This is a genomic window from Priestia sp. SIMBA_032 (assembly GCF_046535215.1).
Classification (GTDB): Bacteria; Bacillota; Bacilli; order Bacillales; family Bacillaceae_H; genus Priestia; species Priestia aryabhattai.
Genome location: NZ_JAWRXD010000010.1, coordinates 49,562 through 72,284 on the forward strand (window position 1 = coordinate 49,562; position 22,723 = coordinate 72,284).

Annotated in this window: 17 protein-coding genes and 1 pseudogene; 13 read left to right on the top strand and 5 right to left on the bottom strand. The window is 34.6% G+C overall.

The genetic code is table 11. From position 1 onward, the window contains the following. Positions 1-238 precede the first annotated feature (238 nt). The 4 genes from SB717_RS23265 to SB717_RS23280 form a co-directional block, all read right to left on the bottom strand. Positions 239-1,420: a NupC/NupG family nucleoside CNT transporter gene (locus SB717_RS23265; RefSeq protein ID WP_410904849.1), complete on the bottom strand. Its 1,182-nt coding sequence runs from the start codon at positions 1,418-1,420 to the stop codon at positions 239-241. 221 nt (positions 1,421-1,641) lie between these two features. Continuing rightward, a complete protein-coding gene (locus SB717_RS23270) occupies positions 1,642-2,928 on the bottom strand; it encodes an NCS2 family permease (protein ID WP_410904850.1) in 1,287 nt (428 codons plus the stop codon). Between the two features lie 144 nt (positions 2,929-3,072). After that, complete coding sequence (locus tag SB717_RS23275; RefSeq protein ID WP_410904851.1) at positions 3,073-3,891, bottom strand: purine-nucleoside phosphorylase; 819 nt, start codon at positions 3,889-3,891, stop codon at positions 3,073-3,075. A gap of 157 nt (positions 3,892-4,048) precedes the next feature. Next, complete coding sequence (locus tag SB717_RS23280) at positions 4,049-5,359, bottom strand: amidohydrolase family protein (RefSeq protein ID WP_410904852.1); 1,311 nt, start codon at positions 5,357-5,359, stop codon at positions 4,049-4,051. A gap of 503 nt (positions 5,360-5,862) precedes the next feature. Here SB717_RS23280 and SB717_RS23285 point away from each other — a divergent pair. Beyond that, positions 5,863-6,621, top strand: coding sequence for a TrmB family transcriptional regulator (locus SB717_RS23285; RefSeq protein ID WP_410904853.1), 759 nt, complete (start codon positions 5,863-5,865; stop codon positions 6,619-6,621). Between the two features lie 290 nt (positions 6,622-6,911). On the opposite strand, the gene SB717_RS23290 is transcribed toward SB717_RS23285, so the two are convergent. Beyond that, positions 6,912-7,640, bottom strand: coding sequence for a GntR family transcriptional regulator (locus tag SB717_RS23290; protein WP_410904854.1), 729 nt, complete (start codon positions 7,638-7,640; stop codon positions 6,912-6,914). Between the two features lie 553 nt (positions 7,641-8,193). Here SB717_RS23290 and tkt point away from each other — a divergent pair. The 12 genes and pseudogenes from tkt to pdxS all read left to right on the top strand — a co-directional run bounded on the left by tkt (position 8,194) and on the right by pdxS (position 22,701). Then, complete coding sequence (gene tkt, locus SB717_RS23295; protein WP_410904905.1) at positions 8,194-10,146, top strand: transketolase; 1,953 nt, start codon at positions 8,194-8,196, stop codon at positions 10,144-10,146. A gap of 286 nt (positions 10,147-10,432) precedes the next feature. Next, positions 10,433-11,863 (top strand): annotated as a pseudogene (gene pyk / locus SB717_RS23300) (pyruvate kinase); the annotation flags it as partial. Between the two features lie 11 nt (positions 11,864-11,874). Next, entirely contained in the window at positions 11,875-12,336 is a 462-nt protein-coding gene (gene rpiB, locus SB717_RS23305; RefSeq protein ID WP_410904855.1) for a ribose 5-phosphate isomerase B, read from the top strand. Positions 12,337-12,427: 91 nt separating this feature from the next. Further along, entirely contained in the window at positions 12,428-13,609 is a 1,182-nt protein-coding gene (gene deoB, locus SB717_RS23310; protein ID WP_410904856.1) for a phosphopentomutase, read from the top strand. A 200-nt stretch (positions 13,610-13,809) separates the two neighbouring features. Beyond that, positions 13,810-14,172: a hypothetical protein gene (locus tag SB717_RS23315; RefSeq protein WP_410904857.1), complete on the top strand. Its 363-nt coding sequence runs from the start codon at positions 13,810-13,812 to the stop codon at positions 14,170-14,172. Positions 14,173-14,588: 416 nt separating this feature from the next. Next, positions 14,589-15,935: an APC family permease gene (locus SB717_RS23320; RefSeq protein WP_410904858.1), complete on the top strand. Its 1,347-nt coding sequence runs from the start codon at positions 14,589-14,591 to the stop codon at positions 15,933-15,935. 32 nt (positions 15,936-15,967) lie between these two features. After that, complete coding sequence (locus SB717_RS23325) at positions 15,968-16,060, top strand: hypothetical protein (RefSeq protein WP_410904859.1); 93 nt, start codon at positions 15,968-15,970, stop codon at positions 16,058-16,060. Positions 16,061-16,169: 109 nt separating this feature from the next. Beyond that, positions 16,170-16,421 carry a biotin/lipoyl attachment domain-containing protein gene (locus SB717_RS23330; protein WP_220495993.1) on the top strand — a complete coding sequence of 84 codons (252 nt, stop codon included), beginning with the start codon at positions 16,170-16,172 and terminating at the stop codon, positions 16,419-16,421. 145 nt (positions 16,422-16,566) lie between these two features. After that, positions 16,567-18,696 carry a sigma 54-interacting transcriptional regulator gene (locus tag SB717_RS23335; protein ID WP_410904860.1) on the top strand — a complete coding sequence of 710 codons (2,130 nt, stop codon included), beginning with the start codon at positions 16,567-16,569 and terminating at the stop codon, positions 18,694-18,696. Between the two features lie 268 nt (positions 18,697-18,964). Further along, positions 18,965-20,314, top strand: a complete 1,350-nt coding sequence (gabT, locus tag SB717_RS23340) for a 4-aminobutyrate--2-oxoglutarate transaminase (protein ID WP_410904861.1) — start codon at positions 18,965-18,967, stop codon at positions 20,312-20,314. Between the two features lie 16 nt (positions 20,315-20,330). After that, positions 20,331-21,800, top strand: coding sequence for an NAD-dependent succinate-semialdehyde dehydrogenase (locus SB717_RS23345; RefSeq protein WP_410904862.1), 1,470 nt, complete (start codon positions 20,331-20,333; stop codon positions 21,798-21,800). A 16-nt stretch (positions 21,801-21,816) separates the two neighbouring features. Further along, positions 21,817-22,701, top strand: a complete 885-nt coding sequence (pdxS, locus tag SB717_RS23350; protein WP_410904863.1) for a pyridoxal 5'-phosphate synthase lyase subunit PdxS — start codon at positions 21,817-21,819, stop codon at positions 22,699-22,701. The last annotated feature ends 22 nt before the right edge of the window (positions 22,702-22,723 follow it).

Genomic DNA, 22,723 nt, shown 5'->3' on the forward strand with positions numbered 1-22,723 from the left:
AATTCCCCCTATGTATTCAGGGGAATTTGTGCCTTTATTGATTAAACTATAACCAACTGAAAAGTTAAGAAAATGAGCATTGAGCAACATCTAGATAAGTGTAGGATTACTAATTACTCATACCCATAAGGTATTAAAGAAATGAGTATTAATTATTTTAAATGCGCTAAATAATAAAAATAGGTTCCTTAATCTAACTTTTTATATCACAATTGATTTTCTTTTAGTTGGTAATAATTTATAGCATTAAACCAACAATGGTTCCTGATAATAAGCTTACTAAAGTGGCTCCATATAAAAGTTTTAATCCAAATCGAGAGACAACATTTGCTTGTTTAGCATTAATACTTTTTATTGCACCCGCAATAATACCAATAGAAGAAAAATTTGCAAATGATACAAGAAAAATCGATAATATACCAACTGTACGTGGGGATAAATTTGTTGATACATTGGACAACTCAAGCATAGCTACAAATTCATTTGTAACTAATTTTGTTGCCATAATCTCACCGGCTTGTAACATTTCTGAGATTGGGATTCCCATTACAAAGGCTAATGGGGAAAAAATATAACCTAATATACTTTGGAATGTAATACCAAACACAGAGTCAAATAAACCATTAATGGATGCCATTAACGCTACAAACCCAATTAACATTGCTGCTACGGTTACAGCAATCGTGAACCCAAGTATAATGTATTCACTTAACATTTCAAAAAATGTTTGCTTTTCTTCATCATGTAATTCTAAAATATCCTCTTCTTCATTCATTTCATAAGGATTTATAATATGAACAATAATGAATCCACCAAATAAGTTTAAAACAAGTGCTGTTACGACATATTTGGGTTCAACCATTTTCATATAAGAACCTACAATTGCCATTGAAACGGTGGACATAGAAGACGCACAAAGCGTGTATAAACGATTGCTTGATAATTGACTTAAATGCCTTTTTACCGTGATGAATACTTCTTGTTGTCCAATGACAGCAGCTGCGACCGCATTATAAGATTCCAACTTTCCTAATCCATTTACTTTACTTAATGAAAAACCAATTCCTTTAATAATAAAAGGCAAAATTCTAAAGTGCTGTAGGATTCCAATTAATACAGCAATGAAAATAATTGGAAGAAGAGCAGAAAGGAAAAAAGGAGCTTCTCCTTTGTTTGCTAATCCCCCAAATACAAAATTAATACCTGATTCTGCATACTTCAAAAGAGTTCCAAATGCATCCGAAATCCCTTTAACTAAAATAGATCCGATAGATGTGTTTAATAGAAAATAGGCTAATACTAATTGAATGATAAGTAGGATCACAATCGGTTTATATTTAATTTCTTTCCGATTACTACTTACAAGAAAAGCTAGTAAAAAGGTAACTGTTAACCCAAGTATGAAGATAAGAATTTTCATAGTGTCTTTCTCCTTATAAAATATTTAAACATAACATAGTTTCTTACATAAAAAATAAACTTTGCACATTCTTACTTACAAAGTTTAAGAGCGAGGGTATTTTTAAAAAAATAATTAAAAAAGACTCCTTAAAGATTTTCTACATTACATTACCTAATGTATTTACTTTAAGGAGTATACTTTCATGAAAATGAAACTGGTCTTCCTCTAAGAAGTATATATTAATGTACAAGAATAGAGGAAGCGACTATATTTAATAAGAAAAGTCCGGCAATTAGATAAACGAGAGGGGATACGTGTTTCGATTTTCCAATTGCAACTTTAGCTAATGGATATGCAATAAAACCAAAAGCCAAACCATCAGCGATACTAGAAGTCAAGGGTATACAAACAATAATTAAAAATGCAGGAAAACTCTCCGAGAAATCAGAAAAAGGGATGTCGACTACACTTTTCGTCATGAGTGCTCCAATGATAATTAATACTGGAGCTACAGCATTTCCTGGTATTAGTTGAATAACGGGTAATAGCACTGCAGAAAGGGCAAATAAAATCGCTGTCACTAGGGCCGGTATCCCTGTTTTACCCCCTTCTGAAATTCCTGATGCACTTTCAGCAGATGCAATAGTAGGGCTTGTACCAAGAATTCCTGAAGCTATTGTAGAGATTGCTACTACTTTGTATGCCCGTGGGAATTTTTCGATATCTGGTAGCATGCCACTTAACAATCCCATGTTTTCAAAGAGAACAATCATAGTCATAGAGAACACAGCAATCCAGAAAGGTATCTGTAAGATACTAAAATCACCGGATGCAAATACATGACCATATGAATGAAAATCAATGCCTTTTGTTGTTATTTCTTTCTTATCGGTAATTCCTAGCGTTAATGCACTAGTGAATAATAAACCGACTAACAAGCTTCCTTTAATATTCCTTACAAATAATACTAGTGTAACTACTAATCCTATTACTGTAGACAATGTAATAGGGTTTCCGAAATTTCCGAGGGTAACGATGGTTGTGTCACTAGGTTGAATGATACCACCTTTTTGTAAACCGATAAAAGTAAGAAAGAGACCAATTCCTACTGTAATCCCATGTTTTAGTGAATCAGGAACAGAAGCAAGTATTCGATTGCCAAAAGAAGAGATAGTGACAAGAAAAAAGAGTAGTCCCGAAATTATTATTACTGCTAGTCCTTGGTTAGGAGTGAGTCCTATGGATTGAATCATTGTATAGCTAAAAAATGCATTAACTCCCATGCCAGGAATCACAATAATAGGGGCGTTTACCCATAGAGCCATCAATAAACAACCAATAATTGAAGCAACAATAGTCGCGATAATACTAGCGCTTAATGGAATTCCAGCATCCTTTAAAATCAGTGGGTTAACCAATATAATATAGGCACTTGTGAAAAAAGATGTTAACCCAGCCATAAGTTCTGTTTTCCATGTTGTATTATGTGTTTCCAGTTGAAAGTGTTGACTTAAAAAATGAATCATAATTTTATTCCTCCACTTTGAATCCCGCACCCACCCGTTATGCCTATTGAGCATAACCATATTGCTTATAATTTTTTTGAAATTCACTTGACTGACATGTAGTTTATACAATTAGCATTTACAGTTTTTTTGAACTATAATTCTCTACATTGCAGCAATAATTTCTTTAACTAACTGTAAAAATTGAGCTTTGATATTTTCAGTTGTTTCCATTACTTCATCATGCGTTAAAGAGTGCTCAGAGATTCCAGCAGCCATATTACTAATACAAGAGATTCCCAGTACTTCTAAACCAGAATGTTTAGCAACAATTACTTCGGGAACAGTAGACATTCCCACAGCGCTTGCGCCAATTATACTTAGGAAGTTAATCTCAGCTGGTGTTTCATAACTTGGTCCGAGCATACCAGCATAAACGCCTTCCACCATGTCTATCTTGTTCTTGCTTGCTACCTCTTTTGTCAAAGCAATCAATTTCTTTGAATATGCTTCAGACATATCGGGAAATCTTTCTCCAAACTCCTCTTCATTTGGACCAATCAAAGGGTTTTGAGAAGTCAAATTAATATGATCTTGAATGATCATTAAATCACCTGGCTTAAAGTTAGGGTTAATGCCTCCAGCAGCGTTTGTTACAATAATTTGCTGAACGCCAATTGCTTTCATTATACGAATTGGATAGGTTACTGCTTCCAGAGAATGTCCTTCATAATAATGAAACCTTCCTTGCATAGCTATTACACGTTTTCCTTTTAAATCTCCAATAACCATTCGACCCGCATGTCCTGTCACAGTTGAAGCCGGAAAATGAGGAATTTCATTATAAGGAATATAAATTGGATTTTCGATTTCATCTGCTAATATGCCTAGACCAGACCCTAGAACTAATCCGATGGATGGGCAGTTATCAATCTTAGACAATAAATAATCTTTTGTTTGTTGAACCTTTTCATTAAATTTCATTGTTTTTTCTCCTTTCAAATAGCAAAAATAAAATATAATTTAAAACTACCTCTACAATGAGGGAAGTTTTATTTCAAAATCTTCATATAGGAATTAAAGCTGAGTAAAACGTTTAATATAGAAAAGTAATATGAGATATTTAAGCTTACATTTAAATTTATCTAGAAAGCGTATTCTGTAGGCGATTTGCTTCTGCAATCACTTTTTCTTCATCAATTGTTAGACAGCTTCCATCTTTTACAATTGTCTTACCATCAATGTAGACATCACATACATCATTTCCACGTGCAGCATAAAGTAAGTGTGAATATGCCTCACTAATTGGTTGTAGATGTTCTTTGTTATAAGGGTAAATAGTAATAAAATCTGCTTTTTTGTTTACTTCGAGTGAACCTGTATGCGACATACCAATAGCTTCAGCTCCTAATCGGGTAGCCAAAGTTAAGGCCGTTTGTGCAGGGAACTTAGTAGCGTCTTTATAAATACCTTTCTGTAGTAAAGCAGCAGTTCTCATCTCTTCAAACATATCGAGATTGTTATTAGAAGCTACGCTATCTGTTGCAATTCCTACTTTAATTCCAGCGTCTAAAAGACTAACAATATCTGCAACCCCTGAGCCCAGTTTTAAATTACTAATTGGATTATGAGCAACTCGTACATCATGTTGTTTTAAAATTTCTCTTTCTTCGTCATTAAGGACAACACCATGAGCCATCACTGTTGGCTGATCAAAGATACCTAAACCACGAAGGTGCTCGACGGGACGAACTCCATAACGTTTTTCAATGTCTAAAATTTCGTGATCAGTTTCAGAAACATGAATGTGTAGCATTAAATCATTCTCTTTAGAAATTCGTAAGCTTTCAAGGAGAGCTTCAGGTGTACATGCATAAGGACTGTGGGGCGCTACCATTGTTGTAAGACGACCATCAGCAACCATTTTATTTTTTTGAGCAAAGCGCTCAGCTTCCATAAGGTTCTGTTTCTGTTCTTTTTCTGTGCCTAAACTAAAGATGGTATGAGAGAATGCTCCACGAATTCCTGTTTTACCAATTGTTTGCATTACCACATCCGAATCTATACCGTTAGGATTAAACATATCTGAGAATGTAGTTGTTCCCGTCTTTACCATCTCTAAAATTCCAAGTTGAGCGCTTACAGAGGCAATCTCTGTATTGAATTGATTTTCAAGAGGCCATATTTTAGTTTCAAGCCAAGGTTTAAGTAGCATATCGTCTCCAATGCCTCGTAAAAGAGTCATTAAAATATGAGAATGGGCATTTATAAGACCAGGAAGGACCCATTTTCCATGAAGATCTACCACTTGATCCACGTTAGTTAACTCATCTTCAGAATACTGGCCAATATAGGAGATAGATTTATCTTGTAAAACCATCATGCCATTTTTGAAGATATTATTTTCTCTATCCATGGTGAAAAAGGTAGCATTAATATACACTTTCTTCATTACAATTCCTCCAAGAGTTTTAATTTTTATATATTTAGAAGAGTTATCTCTAATTAAAAATTTAAATACAATTGTATACTGTTTTAATAAATGGTTTTTAACCTTTTGAATTTGTTTCTCTTGTTGACATCGCTTTCAATTGATATTGCAGTATATTTAAGATTATTTTGAAATATGGACTTAACTAAATATCACTGGTTACTACTGCGTAAGTAACTTTCTATAGGTTACATGGGATTAATAATATTTGTCAATAAAAAATTAAAATATTTAACGTTGTATAGTGGAATTAGTGACAATATTGGATATTTAAAGAATTTCTTACTTTCTTTTTTCAGCAAGTTTGAAAGGTAGAAGATGTATTGTCACATGGAGCTTGTAAGGTGGTATTAGATCTAATTTTGTTCTATTATTATTTATAGATAACTTTGTAGTGAATGAAAAATTCATTCTGAATATATTGGAAGTTATGATTTAAAATAAAATTAGGAAGAGGAAGGCACATGTTACAAAAGTTTGGATTTTCACAATATGAAAGTAAAGTGTATGAAACCCTTGTTTCTCTAGAGGAAGCATTAGATGCAACCACTATCGTTAAATATTCTGGTGTACCTAAAGCAAAAATCTATGAAGTGTTAGCGCGAATGATTGAGAAAGGAATGGTAATGGATTCTATATCAGAAAAGAAAAAGCTATATGCTGCGCTTCCATTAAACCTTGCTATTGAAAAATTAACCACTGAATTTCAAGGTAATATTAAGCAATTAAAGAAAAACAAGAACAAAAAAAAATTATTAGATGATCGTGTTTGGAGTTTAAAAAAAGACACATCTATTCGGGTGCAAAGTAAACATTTAATTGAAGAAGCAAGAAAGTCTATCCGAATTTCTGGTTGGAAAGATGATTTAATGGAATACTTACCATTACTTGAGGATAAAGAAAAAGATGGATTGAATGTGGAAATTCTTGGGGTAGGTGCTTTAAATATAAACTTAAAGAACTTGTATACCCTTATTCCAGCAAAAGAGCATGATGTATTAGAGCGATTTCAATTAATTATTGTTGATGATCAAAAAGTTATTTTTGCATGTGTAGAAGATGATTCATGGCAAGCTATAAATACCATGTCTAAATCTTTTGTTAAAATTTTCACTGAATTCTTTTATCATGACGTTGCCTTAACCAAAATTAATGAGAAGCACTATGATTTATTAATGAATGATCAAGAAATTAGAACTATTCTGATGAAGCTACGTTATTAATAAATTTCTTCATGATATAAAATTTAATTACCAAGGTGTCAAGAGAGATAATTAAATTTTTGAATTGTATTATATCTCAGAAAAATACATAAAAAAGAAATTTTTGCTTAAATTCAACTTTCTTAAACAATGAGATGATATATTAATGTGCCTTAGTGAATCCGAACAAACTTTCCTTATATTCTTTAATATGAGCACTTTCTTTATTAAAAATAGCCATGTACCTCATAAAGGTGCCTGGCTATTTTTCTGATTATAGGACGCTAAAGCATAATTTAAACAGGGCACTTTTATTTTAAACGCTTACGAAAAACATGAAAATTAAAATTATCAGAACGAAAATAGTTTATTGAATATAATACGAGCCGGTCATTTTCGTCATAATGTGATTGTTTTAAAATTAATAAAGGAGTTTCCATATCACACTTTAAAGCGTCTGATATTTCTGGTAAGTAACTAGTCGTTCCTATGCTTGTAGTAGCATAATCAATTTTAATATTAACTTTTGCTTCTAGAAAGTCAAAAATTGACTCCCTATCTAATTTACATTCATTAGGTAACAAATATTGAGGAACTTTATCTATACAATATACCAATGGGTCTCCATTTGACGTTCTTATTCTTTTAACTAATAATATCTTCTCATTATCTTTAAGACTTAATTTTTGTTTTTCATGTTTATCTGGTATTATATAGTCTGAAAATATTAACTTTGTGCCAGGTGTATAGCCTTTTCTTTGAATCAGATCCGTCACACTAAATAGTTCTTCTATCCCGTTTGAATATAGAGGCTTTTGATTTATAAAAGTTCCTATACCATGTTTTTTAGTAACTATATTTTCTTGCTCTAGTGCTCTTAAAGCTTCTCTTACTGTAGAGCGACTTACCTTAAAATTTTTAGCTAACTCAGTTTCTGAAGGTAGTCTCTCACCAGCAGTTAAATTACCTTCTTCTATTTCCTCTTTAAGTTTATCCATAATAACCAAATACCTTGATTTCTGATAATCTTCTATATACATTCAACGTTGCCTCCATAAAAAACATTCCCTACATTATGTTATCAAAATCTAAGAAATGTTGCTATAAGTATTCCTGAGGAAAATCTATCTGGCATGTAATACATATAGTAACTAGTATATATATATAATTAATCCTTATACTTTTTTTGTTACACATATAAAATTATGAGTTTTTCTATAATTTTAAATTTTCTTTCCAAAAATATTGAATAAGGAATAAGAGAATGCTAGAATCAATTTTAGTTGTCGGACGTCTGACGATGATTAATTCTATATTAGTTCATTTTTGTACATAAAACATTTTCCGAATGAGGTATATACAAAATATAACAAAGAAATACTATTTACTTTTTTAACTATGATTAGTTATTCAAGATTTATTTTGTCTAAAAATAAATAGTATTAAAATCAAGCAATCTACTAGTCATCCTTTAGTTGTCGGACGTCCAACGATAGAAATAGTAAGGTTAAACAAATTAAGGAATTATGAGGAGGAAAAGTTGTGAATGAACAAAAATTAAATATCGATAAGTTAGCTATCGATACTATTAGGATGCTATCAATTGAAGCAATAGAGAAGGCGGGATCAGGTCATCCAGGGTTACCAATGGGGGCCGCGCCTATGACCTATACACTTTGGACAAAATTTTTGAATTACAATCCAAATAATCCAACTTGGTTTAATCGCGATAGATTTGTATTATCAGCAGGTCATGGATCGATGCTTTTATACAGCTTATTACACTTAAGTGGTTATAATCTCTCATTAAATGAGTTGAAAAATTTCCGTCAATGGGGAAGTAAAACTCCAGGGCATCCCGAATTTGGTCATACACCTGGAGTTGATGCTACGACAGGTCCGTTAGGTCAAGGCATCGCTATGGCAGTAGGAATGGCAATGGCTGAAAGGCACTTAGCAGCTACATATAATCGTGATAATTTTAATGTTATCGATCACTATACATATAGTATTTGTGGTGACGGAGACCTGATGGAAGGGGTATCTGCAGAAGCAGCTTCACTTGCAGGACACCTTAAGCTTGGTCGCTTGGTTGTAATGTATGATTCAAATGATATTACTCTCGATGGAGAGCTTCATTTATCATTTAGTGAAAGTGTAGAGAAACGTTTTAAAGCATATGGTTGGCAAGTTCTTCAAGTAAAGGATGGAAATGATATTAATGCACTTACAGAAGCATTAAATAAAGCGAAAACAAACATAGAACAGCCAACGTTAATTGAAGTGAAAACCATCATTGGTTATGGTTCACCCAATAAAGGTGGTAAATCTGATTCACATGGTTCACCACTGGGAGCAAAAGAAATAAAGCTTGTAAAAGAACAGTACGGTTGGAATTATGAAGAGGAATTTTGTGTTCCAAAAGAAGTAAAAGAAAATTTTTTCAAATTAAAAGAATTAGCAAAACAAAAAGAACAAACATGGAATGAACTATTAGATGAATATACGAGAATATATCCAGTGCTTGCGGAAGAGTTAATACAGGTAATGAACGGGGAGCTTCCAGCAGGGTGGGATGAAAGTGTTCCCGTTTATCGTGTCGGAGAAAGTAAACTTGCTACGCGAGCTTCAAGTGGTGAAGTATTAAATGGTCTAGCACAAAATGTTCCACAACTATTTGGTGGTTCTGCAGATTTAGCATCCTCTAATAAAACGCTTATGAAGGGGGAAGGTAACTTCAGTCCCACAGATTACAGTGGACGAAATATTTGGTTTGGTGTGCGTGAATTTGCAATGGGTGCTGCCCTTAACGGAATGGCTCTTCACGGTGGTGTTAAAGTGTTCGGGGCTACATTTTTTGTGTTTTCTGACTATTTGAGACCGGCCATTCGTCTAGCTGCATTAATGAAATTACCTGTTACTTATGTATTTACACATGACAGCATTGCTGTTGGTGAGGATGGACCAACACATGAACCAGTTGAACAATTAGCAGCTCTACGCGCAATGCCTGGTATCTCAACTATTCGACCTGCAGAGGCTAATGAAACTGCAGCTGCTTGGAAATTAGTACTTGAAAGCAAAAATGAACCGACAGCTCTTGTGCTTACACGTCAAGATTTACCCACACTTGTAACGTTCGAAAAAGCTTATGAAGGTGTTAAAAAAGGTGCTTATATTGTTTCTGAAGCAAATGGTAATGTTAATGGTTTATTATTAGCATCCGGTTCTGAAGTTGCACTTGCTGTTGCTGCTCAAAAAGCACTTGAAAAGGAAGATATTTTCGTTTCAGTTGTTAGTATGCCTAGCTGGGATCGTTTTGAAAAACAGCCGGAAGAGTATAAAGAAAGTGTACTTCCAAAAAATATAAAAGTACGTCTTGGCATTGAAATGGGTGCTTCTTTAGGGTGGCACAAATATATTGGAGATAAAGGTGATTTGATAGCAATTGACGAATTTGGAGCTTCGGCACCAGGAGAAAAATTAATTGAAGAATATGGGTTCACAGTCGAAAATGTTATTTCCAAATTTAAAAAGATTCTCTAATGATTTGATAATTTCTAATGAAAATCAAGTTGAGTTTTTATTGAATTATTTGGTAATCAACGGTATACAAAAGATTCTTTAAGACATGTAGATTTATAGATTCAACTTTTTTAAAAAGAAGGCTAGTTTTCACATAAAATATAGAGTCATTCATTTTATTAAAGTAATTAAAAAGATGAAAAATGACTCGGATTTCTCTAGAAAAAAGCATGAAAGGTTTTCTTATTTTTAATATATGAATCTATTTTTTCAGAAGACACTGGATTATACAGGAGTGAAAAACTAAATGAGAAATACCAAAATTATTTGTACAATTGGACCAGCAAGTGAAAAACCAGAGATATTAAAGAAATTAATGTTGGCAGGAATGAATGTTGCAAGACTAAATTTTTCCCATGGAACTCATGAGGGACATGCTGCTCAAATCAAGTCAATAAGATCTTGTGCGAAAGAGATAGGACGTGATATAGCTATTATGTTAGATACTAAGGGTCCAGAAATCCGTACAGGTATCTTAGAGAATGGAAAAATCACCTTAAAAAAAGGGAATTGTTTTATCTTGACTACAGAACAAATCATAGGAAATGAAGAAAGAGTAAGTATCACCTATGAAAAGCTTGCTGAAGAAATTAATGTTGGCGCTACAATCTTAATAGATGATGGCCTTATTGAACTACAGGTTGAATCAATCAATGGGAGCGAAATTCATTGTCGAGTAGTGGATGGTGGTATTCTCAAAAATCAAAAAGGCGTAAATTTACCAAAAGTATCTTTACAACTTCCTGGAATTACAGAAAAGGATATTAGTGATATTACTTTCGGTCTCCAAATGAATGTTGATTTTATTGCGGCTTCCTTTGTTCGTAAAGCTTCGGATATTCTTGAAATCAGAAAAATAGTTGAAGAGTATGGAACAACTACATCGATTATTGCCAAGATTGAAAATGAAGAAGGTGTTGAAAATGCTAATGAAATTTTGGAAGCAGCAGATGGCTTAATGGTAGCCCGTGGAGACTTGGGCGTAGAAATCCCCATTGAGGAAGTTCCACTTGTTCAGAAAAAGTTGATAGCAAATTGTCATGTAATGGGGAAACCAGTTATTACGGCAACCCAAATGCTTGATTCAATGCAGCATAATCCCAGACCAACTAGAGCAGAAGCTAGTGATGTAGCAAATGCTATTTTTGATGGAACCGACGCTATTATGCTTTCTGGTGAAACAGCTGCAGGTGCATATCCTGTTGAATCTGTCGAAATGATGAATAGAATTGCGATGAAAGTAGAAAATTCTTGGGCCTATAAAGATAAGATGAATTATACACCTCGCGGTAAAGTGTCCATTACTGATGCAATGGGAAAAGCTGTAACCGTAACAGCCCAGAATTTAAATGCGAAGGCTATTTTAACACCTACTGAAAGTGGTTATACAGCGAATACCGTATCAAAATATCGACCATCTTGTCCAATTATTGCGCTTACTCCTCATGAGAGAGTGCTTAAGCGTCTTCAGTTAGTATGGGGGGTACATCCAATTTTGTTTGAAAGTACTGACAATACAGATGAAATGATGAAAAATGCTATCCAAACTGCACTAAGGAAAAAAGTTATTAAGGAGGGAGACCTAACTTTAATTACTGCTGGTCTACCTGTACATGAAACTGGGACAACCAATATGATGAAGGTTCATATTGTTGGCGATACAATTATAAAAGCACAGGAGGAAGAAGAGTGAAAGTAGCCATCGCATCTGATCATGGGGGTATGACAATTCGGAAAGAAATTATTTCTTTACTGGAAGAAATGAATATTAGTTACATTGATTTGGGTTGTGAATGTAGTACTTCGGTGGATTACCCAGATTATGCAATTCCAGTAGCTGAAAAGGTGATAAGAGGAGAGGTATCACGGGGAATTTTGATTTGTGGAACAGGTATTGGAATGAGTATTGCAGCAAACAAAGTAAAGGGAATTCGTTGTGCACTTGTACATGATACGTTTAGTGCCAAAGCAACGAGAGAGCATAATGATACTAATATATTAGCTATAGGAGAACGTATTATTGGTGCAGGGCTAGCTCGTGATATAGCTAAAATATGGTTAGAAACCCCTTTTGATGGCGGTAGACATGAAAATCGTCTTAATAAAATTAAAACCTATGAGCAATTCAACAATGCAAAAGATAAAGCTTAATTAAATATTTTTCAAATGACTATGTTATAACATCTGACTTTTTGTTACAACTCTTAATGGTTATTTTTATATAAATATAGGAGGGAACGTCATGAGTAAATATAAACGTATTTTTCTCATTGTTATGGACTCTGTAGGTATCGGTGAAGCTCCTGATGCAAAAAAGTATGGAGATGAAGGTGCAAATACGCTTGGACATATAGCCGAGCATATGAACGGCCTGTATATGCCTAATATGGAAAGGTTAGGTCTTGGAAATATTCATGAATTAAAGGGCATTAAAAAGGTGGAAAAACCGTTAGCTTATTATACAAAAATGCAAGAAAAGTCTGTAGGTAAAGATACCATGACCGGTCATTGGGAGCTTATGGGACTTTTCATCGATAAGCCTTTTCAAGTATTCCCTGAGGGTTTTCCGAAAGAACTAATTAAAGAGTTAGAAAGAAAATCTGGTCGTAAAGTAATCGGGAATAAGCCTGCTTCAGGTACAGAAATCCTTGAAGAACTTGGCAAAGAGCATATAGAAAATGGAGCGATTATCGTATATACATCTGCTGATAGTGTATTGCAAATTGCTGCTCATGAAGAAATTATACCTTTAAAAGAGCTTTATGATATTTGTGAGATCGCTCGGGAATTGACATTAGAGGAAAAACATATGGTTGGGCGTGTTATCGCACGTCCATTCTTAGGGGAACCAGGAAATTTCCAACGTACAGCTAACCGTCATGATTATGCTCTAAAGCCGTTTAATCGTACCGTTATGAATGAATTAAAAGATGAAGGATATGATGTTTTTGCTATCGGTAAAATCTCGGATATTTATGACGGTGAAGGAATAACAGAGTCAATACGTACCAAATCCAATATGGATGGCATGGATAAGCTGATTGAAACATTAAATATGGATTTCTCAGGACTAAGTTTCGTTAACCTTGTTGATTTTGATGCTATCTACGGCCATAGACGTGACCCTCAAGGATATGGAAAAGCACTGCAAGAGTTTGATGTACGTCTTCTAGAAGTATTTCAGAAGATAGAAGAAGAGGATTTATTAATTATTACAGCTGACCATGGAAATGATCCTATTCATCATGGAACAGATCATACACGTGAGTATGTTCCTTTATTACTTTACAGCCCAAGTATGAAAAATGGCGGAAAGGAAATACCCCTTCGTACAACATTTTCAGATATTGGAGCTACTTTAGCAGATAACTTCGGCGTTGAGAAGCCAGGTTATGGAGCAAGTTTTATACAAGAATTGGATTAATAAGAAATAAGCTTCTACTGGTACTACACGAACCATGCCTTCTGTAATCATTCAACCTGATATATTGCCAGTACATTATAAGTTGGCATAAATATTGCAAATTAAATAAATCAATCAACCTGAAATTCAAAGTAGGTAATATGAAAACCAGATTGATTCTTTATTTAATTCAATTTTGAGGACAAGGAGACGAAAAGACTATGACCATGAAAGTGCCAGTAGAAAATTTTGTAGAGTTATATGTTTCTCATCAATTCTTGCAGTCATTTCCATTTTTAAATCATATCTATAAGGATATAACATTAGACACATGTTTGGATTTTATAAGTACGAAACAAAAACAAGGTTATCAATTTTTTGCCCTCTATCATGATACACAAATTGTAGCTTTGGCAAGCGTTAACTGGTGTAGAAAAAAGAAAAACGTGTATGTGCAAGGACTAGTTACTGAACCATGTAGTATTTTTTCAAATCAATATATAAAAAAGGCTCTTCTTGATTCTTTATATGAATGGATAACAAACAAAGGAGCTGAATCCCTACAAGTAGAGTGCCTAGTTTAAAGATTTAATTACGTCTTTTAAAAAGAGAAATTAACGCTTATATACCACTATATTAAAGTAAAAAGAGTAGCTCCTGGGAGGACTGCTCTTTTTTATGCCCACAGATAAACTCTTTACATAAGAGTTATCAATAATTATGTAATAAAGCATAAGTTATGCAAATATGGGTAAGACCATGAAAGGCATATGCAGATAATCAGTAAATTAGGTATGAAATTATCTTGTAGATCCAACCCTTGCAAGCTGGTATAAAAATTGCATTGTTCTTAATTGAGTCAGAAAATTTAAAATAGAAAGAAATAAACCATTTTTATACAAAAAATATCTACTTAAGCTATTAACATCCGTATTTAGAGTGGGTAGAAAACGTATGTATGGGCTTATCTATTTTTTTCTATTAGCAGGAGGAATGATAAGTGAAGCAGGTGGAGTTGAAACGTTCATTAAAGTTATGGTCAATCGTATTTTTAGGGGTAGGGTACATGACACCGATGGTGGTATTCGATACCTTTGGCATTGTAGCTCAAAAAACAAATGGGCATGTACCAACAGCTTATATTTTGGCCTTAGTGGCTATGCTCTTCACAGCAATAAGTTACGGGAAAATGGTTAAAGTTTATCCTGTAGCAGGATCAGCTTATACATATACTCAGAAAACCATAAATTCAAATCTTGGTTTTCTTGTTGGATGGTCGTCCTTGTTAGACTATCTGTTTTTACCCATGATCAACGCTGTTTTAACAAAGATATATCTTTCTGCACTCTTTCCTAGTATTCCATCTTGGTTATTTGTGTTAGGTTTTGTAGGAATAGTAACGGTTATTAACTTGTTTAGTGTTAATGTTACAGCTAACTTTAATAATCTCTTAGTTACCTTCCAAATGTTAGTTATCATCATTTTTGTAATTTTAGTTATTACGGGATTAAATCATGGGGAAGGAACAGGTAGAATTCTTTCTATTCAACCCTTTTTTCAGTCAGACATGCAGCTAACCAGCCTAATATCAGGGGCAACGATTCTTTGTTTTTCATTCCTAGGATTTGACGCAGTAACAACATTGGCTGAGGAAACAGCCAATCCAACAGCCACTATTCCACGCGCGATATTCCTCACGGCTCTTGTAGGAGGAATATTATTTATAGGGGCTTCCTATTTTACACAGTCCTACTTTCCTGATATATCGCGCTTTAGCGACGTTGAAGCAACTTCTCCAGAAATTGCTTTATATGTAGGGGGGAAATTATTTCAGGCTTTCTTTTTGGCAGGTACTGTAACAGGAACTCTGGCCTCAGGGCTATCATCACATGCGAGTGTATCCCGACTATTATATGTAATGGGGCGTGACAATGTACTGCCAAGAAGGTTTTTTGGCTATATACATCCTCGTTGGAATACTCCCTTTCTAAATGTTCTTTTTGTAGGAGCCATTTCATTATCGGCAATATTTTTTAATCTATTAACGGCTACTTCTCTAATTAACTTTGGAGCCTTAATTGCTTTTACTTTTGTGAATGTATGCGTAATTGTACATTATGTAATAAGAAAGAAGAAACATAAGACAATTTGGGGGTTTATAAACTATCTCTTGCTGCCGGGGATAGGGGGCGGAACAGTAGTTGTTTTATGGATTAACCTAAGTACAGACTCCCTCATACTAGGAATTATCTGGGCAGCAATTGGTCTCGTTTACCTGACTTACTTAACAAAACTATTTACTTGTAGGCCCCCGCAATTCCAATTTGAAGAGGTAAAAGAATTGTAATTGTTTACTCAAATATATTTTATGGAAAAGTTATGGTCGTTTCTATCCAAACAGGAAATATGTTGCTACTATGTAGCGATAATCTGGATGATGAGGAACTATGGATAGAAAAGCTAGGGATCTAGATGGTTGATGTTATTAAGTGCAGGCGTTTTTACAACTAATTGTGTAGCAGACGTAATTCTTTACCTCCTATTAGAACGTTCAGTAAGTAAAATGAAAGGGGATTATAATATGATTAGTCATGAATTTATTATGAGTCCGTGTTATGGAATTATTGAGGATATACTTATTCAAATTCACTCACAAATATATGAAGGGGAACCTTTGTTTAAAATAAGAAATAGGGAAGGAAATATCGAAACCGTAAGGGTAGAACTAAGTGGAAAGATACATTCTTTAGAGGTGCAAAAAGGAGATCGTGTAATACCAGGCGTGGTACTTGCCTTTGTTAAGGAAGATTCCTTTTTAATTGAAAATCAGTAAAGAGAAAAGCTGCCAAAGAGGGGAGGAATAACTATCTCCTCTTTTCCTAATGAGGGGAAATACTACAATTATGTTAAGTGCACATTTTTTTATATAATCAGATTTTTTCAAATGATAAAATAAGAAGATAGAAGGAGGAACATCAATGTTTTTACTAGCTAAAGAGAAAATAAGACCAATTATTTCAATATCAATTGACTGCCCTGAAGAAGGGTGGCAAAACCAACTAAAAAATCATTCCAATCCGTTTCTTTTTCTTATGAAAGACAGTCATCTATTTTCTTATATTCGTTTGAAAGATTTTTTATTAACCAATCAAGTGGATGATAGTACTGAGCTTACAGACTTAGTAGAAAATTCTGTTCCATTAGAAAATGTATGTAAATTAAATGAAGCAATTTCGTTACCCCTTCTTTTTCAAATTATTGGAGAACCTATCGCTCTTGTTAAAGATAGGAAAGGAGAAATGATAGGGTATATAAGAAGGGAAGATGTATTAGTTGAACTCTTTAAGCAAGAAAATAGACATAGTTTTGATTTATTAAAAATTATTCTCACTTCTATTCCTATGGGAATTTTTGTAGTAGATCAAGAGAGGAAAATTGTTAATTGTAATGATTCAGGTATAAAAATGATGAAAATGATTCGCGAGGATGTAATGAATAAGTCTGCTGAGACCCTTTTTAATGGTAATCATATAAGTACTGTATTTTCATCAAATGAAACCATTTTAAATGAACTAGAAATTACTGATAAAACGAGCGTTCTAGTGGATTATAGTCCTATTACAAACTTTAATCAGGAGGTGGAAGGGGTTCTTATTATTGTTCAAGATCTACCAATGGTTGAGAAAATGGCTATGGAAATTGAACATATAAAAAATTTAAATAAAGATTTAAATGCCATTCTTTCCACCATATATGATGAGATCCTTGTAGTAAACAATAAGGGAGAACTTATTCGTTACAGCGATAGCTTTATTTCAGAGTTCTGGCGTAGAGACTTAAAAGAGTTTATTGGGAAAAATTTAATAGATTTAGAGGATAAAGGGCTATTCAGTCCATCCGTAACTCGTTTAGTCATTGAACACAAAAAGAAAGTTTCAATCGTACAAGAAACAGCCAATGGTAAGAAAATTCTTGCTGTGGGAAACCCTATCCTTGATGAAAAAGGAAAAATTGAACGAATTATTATTGCATCAAGGGATATCACGGAAACCACTAAGTTAAAAACTCAATTGAGAGAAATTAAAAAGATTTCAAGTCAATATAAACAAGAACTGGATACATTTAAGAGTAAGAATAAGGTTTTTGAAAAGTTAATTTATTGTAGTTCGAAAATGGAACGAGTCGTAGAGCAAATAAATAAAATTTCCAATTTTTCTTCTACAGTTTTAATCTATGGTGAGTCAGGGGTAGGAAAGGAAGTTATCGCTCAGGCTATTCATCAATTGGGAAGCCGATCAAATCAGCCATTTCTAAAATTAAACTGTGGTGCCATTCCAGAAAATTTATTAGAAAGTGAATTATTTGGTTACACTCAAGGATCTTTTACCGGAGCTGATAAAAATGGAAAAGTAGGTTATTTTAAAAAAGCAGACAAAGGTATCTTGTTTTTAGATGAAATTGGTGAGATGCCCCTAAGCTTACAGGTAAAATTACTCCGGGTTTTGCAGGAGCAAGAGATTATTCCCATTGGAAGCACAACGCCTATACCTATTAATGTACAAATTGTTGCAGCAACGAATAAACGTTTGGAGAGAATGGTTGAGGAAGGAACCTTTCGGGAGGATTTATTTTATCGTTTAAATGTTATTCCTATTTATATTCCTCCTTTACGTGAGCGATCAGAAGATATTCCTTTATTAGCCTTTCATTTTTTACAACAATTAAATAAAAAGTACAATAAAAATTATCATTTGTCACCGGATGCACTTAACTTATTGGAGGTCTACTCATGGCCAGGGAATATACGTGAGCTTCAAAATATGATTGAAAGATTAGCTGTGTCTGCTGATGATTCAACTATCGATGGTAGCTTTGTAAATGAATTTTTAGCTGCTAGTCATCATTTTAAAAAGGCAAAACCAACATTTACTCAAATTATGCCACTTCATGAAGCACAGAATTATGTAGAAGAGCAATTAATTTTATTAGCAATGAAGAGATATAAGACTACTACTAAAGCAGCAAAGGCCCTCGGTATAAGTCAATCTTCTGTCAGTCGAAAATATCAAAAGATTTTAAATGAACAACAAGAAAATAATTCTTTATAGTTTTATTATTTCATAATAAATAAGCGATGCAGAGGTAAATCTGTATCGCTTATTTGTTTTTTATACATCTGTACATAAAGTATGCATCCATGCATAATGAGGGGCAAATTTCTGATGAAAAATTAAAAGAAACCCGCCTTCTTCTACCTGGCATAGTTCTTGCATTATTCATAAATAAAGGGGGAGTAACCAGATCAATACATAATAGAGAAAATTATGAGACAAGGAAAATCGAATTTTATTAACTCATATAGAAGGAGCATATAAAATGCAAAAGCATATCACGTTAAATACCGTAATACCAGGACCAAAATCCCAAGATCTATTAGAAAGAAGAAAGAGAATAGTTCCGAGAGGAATTAGCAATGGATGTACAGCCTTTGTTAAACGGGCAAATGGCGCACTTGTTGAAGATATGGACGGGAATAAATTTATTGACTTTGCCGGAGCGATTGGCACAGTAAACGTTGGTCATTCCCATCCCCAGGTGGTAGAGGCTCTCCAAAAACAGCTAGAAGATTTTATTCATACGGGTTTTAATGTCATGATGTATGAATCTTATATTGAATTAGCAGAAAAATTGACAGAACTGGCACCCGGAAATTTTTCGAAGCAAGCAGCTTTTTTTAACAGTGGCGCGGAAGCAGTAGAAAATGCAGTGAAAATAGCTAGGAAATATACAAAAAGACAAGGAGTTATTTCATTTACACGGGGATTTCATGGTCGCACATTAATGACTATGACAATGACAAGTAAGGTTAAACCATATAAGTATGAATTCGGTCCTTTTGCCCCTGAAGTATATAAGGCTCCTTATCCATATGAATATCGCAGACCCAAGGAAATGACTGATCAACAATATAGTGAATTCATAATCGAACAATTTGAACAATTTTTAGTAACAGAGGTTTCTCCCCAAACGGTGGCTGCCGTTGTTATGGAACCAGTACAAGGGGAAGGTGGCTTTATTATTCCTAACAAAGCATTTGTACAAAGAGTACATGAAATTTGTAAAGAAAATGGCATTGTATTTGTCGCCGATGAAATTCAAACTGGTTTTGCAAGAACAGGAAAATATTTTGCTATTGAGCATTTTGATATTGCCCCTGACCTTATTACAATTTCAAAATCAATGGGAGCCGGAGTGCCAATTAGTGGGGTTATTGGTAGGAAAGAAATTATGGATGTATCAGAACCTGGCGAATTGGGTGGAACCTATTCAGGAAGTCCACTAGGTTGTCGTGCAGCATTGGAAGTCTTGGACATTATCGAAAAAGAGAATCTAAATAATCGAGCAAAAATATTAGGAAAAGAGGTGTTGAATAAATTTGAATATTTATCTAATCGTTTTGAGCAGGTTGACGGGGTTCGAGGTCTTGGGGCAATGTGTGCGCTAGAAATTGTAACAGATAAGTATACAAAAAAACCAGATAAAGAAATGACTCAGAAAATCGTACAGGAAGCAACAAATAGGGGGCTACTCTTATTAAGCGCAGGGATATTTGGAAATGTGATTCGTATTCTAATGCCCCTCACAATAACAGATGAACAGCTTGAGGAAGGGTTAGTAATTTTAGAAGAATCAATAGAATCTGCAGTAACAGTTCAACATATCTAAGAGAGGAGAAATAAAAATGAAGACTGGTAGCACAGAAGCAAAAAATCAGCTATTTAGCATGTATATTGACGGAAATTGGATAGGTAGTGAATGCAAAGAATTAAAGAAAGTAGTAAATCCAGCAACACATGAAGTTGTTGGGCTCATTCCTCAAGGAGGGTTTTATGAGGCCAAACAGGCTGTAGATGCTGCTTATCAAGCTTTAAAGCAATGGAGACACAAGACAGCTGAAGAGCGTAGTCGAGTATTGATGAAGTGGTTTCATTTAATTGATGAGTCTAAAGAAGAAATTGGAAAAATGATGACTAAAGAACAAGGAAAGCCGATAAAAGAAGCAATTGGTGAAGTTACGTATGCCAATAGTTTTATTTCTTGGTACGCTGAAGAGGGAAAGCGAATCTATGGGGAGACAATCCCAGCTTCGCATCCTAATAAACGGATTCTCATCCGTAAAGAACCAGTGGGGGTTATTGCAGCCATCACCCCATGGAACTTTCCAGCAGCCATGATTACAAGAAAAGTCGCACCAGCCCTTGCAGCAGGCTGCACAGCAGTTGTAAAGCCAGCGAATGAAACTCCATTAACAGCTTTGAAATTAGCCGAGCTGGCTGAAAAAGCTGGTATTCCAAAGGGAGTGTTAAATGTTGTAACTGGTAATTCACAAGAAATTGGTAAAGAGTGGTTAAATGACCATCGCGTTAGAAAAATAACTTTTACTGGATCTACAGAGGTGGGGAAAGTACTAATGAAAGGTGCTGCTGAAAATGTAAAAAGAGTTTCCCTTGAATTAGGGGGAAATGCTCCTTTTATTGTAATGGAGGATGCCAACTTATCAAAAGCAGCAAAAGGATTAATTAACTCTAAATTTCGGAATGCTGGCCAAACTTGCATATGTACAAATAGAATATATGTACATGAATCTATTGAAAATGAGTTTATTGAAATCTTTAAGAATGAATTAGAGAAACTAAAGGTAGGGAATGGATATGAAGAGGGAACAGATATTGGACCATTAATTGATCAGGCAGCCGTAGACAAAGTAAAGTCGTTTGTTGACGATGCATTGTTACACGGTGGGGAAACTGTCTATGTCGGCACTAAGCCTGAATCAAGTGATGGGTTTTATTACCCACCTACTATTATTAGGAATGTAAAAGATCAGATGTTATGTGTGAGAGAGGAAATATTTGGACCCTTAGCTCCTATTACCACATTTAAAACCGAGGAAGAAGTGATTCAACGAGCTAATAACACTAATTATGGGTTAGCAGCTTATGTTTTTACTCAAAGTCTTAGCCGTGCTTTTCGTATTAGCGAAGAACTTGAATATGGAATTATTGGGTTAAATGATGGGTTACCTTCAGTAGCACAAGCACCTTTTGGGGGCTATAAAGAAAGTGGTTTAGGGCGTGAGGGCGGCCATCATGGGATTGATGAATACCTTGAGTTGAAATATATATCAATCGAGTTGAACAATGAAAGATAGAAGGGGAAAACTTACAATGAACAATAAGGGAACAAATCGAGTAAAACGCGGTATGGCTGAAATGCAAAAAGGCGGCGTCATCATGGATGTTATAAATGGAGAGCAAGCAAAAATTGCGGAAGAATCGGGCGCTGTTGCGGTTATGGCGTTAGAAAGGGTTCCTGCTGATATACGGGCTACTGGCGGCGTGGCTCGTATGGCTGACCCTACTATTGTAGAGGAAGTAATGAGTGCCGTTTCTATACCGGTTATGGCAAAAGCTCGTATTGGCCATATCGTTGAAGCACGCGTGCTAGAAGCGATGAGTGTAGACTATATCGACGAAAGTGAAGTGTTGACTCCAGCTGATGAGGAGTTTCATTTAAATAAAAATACATTTACGGTTCCATTTGTGTGCGGTTGTCGCGATCTTGGCGAAGCATCTCGTCGTATTGCTGAAGGAGCTGCAATGCTTCGTACAAAAGGTGAACCAGGGACGGGAAATATCGTTGAAGCAGTGCGCCATATGCGAAAAGTAAATGCTCAAGTACGTAAGGTTGTGGGCATGGATGAAGATGAGTTAATGACAGAAGCCAAGCTATTAGGCGCACCTTATGAGCAATTACTGCAAATTAAACGTGAAGGTCGTTTACCGGTTGTAAACTTTGCTGCTGGCGGGATAGCAACACCTGCTGATGCCGCACTTATGATGCAACTAGGTGCAGACGGCGTATTTGTTGGTTCTGGAATCTTTAAATCAGAAAACCCTGTGAAATTTGCACGTTCGATTGTAGAAGCAACGACTCATTATGAAGATTATGAATTAATTTCTGCCCTTTCAAAAGGATTGGGAACAGCAATGAAAGGCATTGAAATATCTACTATTTTACCTGAGCATAGAATGCAAGAGCGTGGATGGTAAATACATTTATTTTTACTCTATT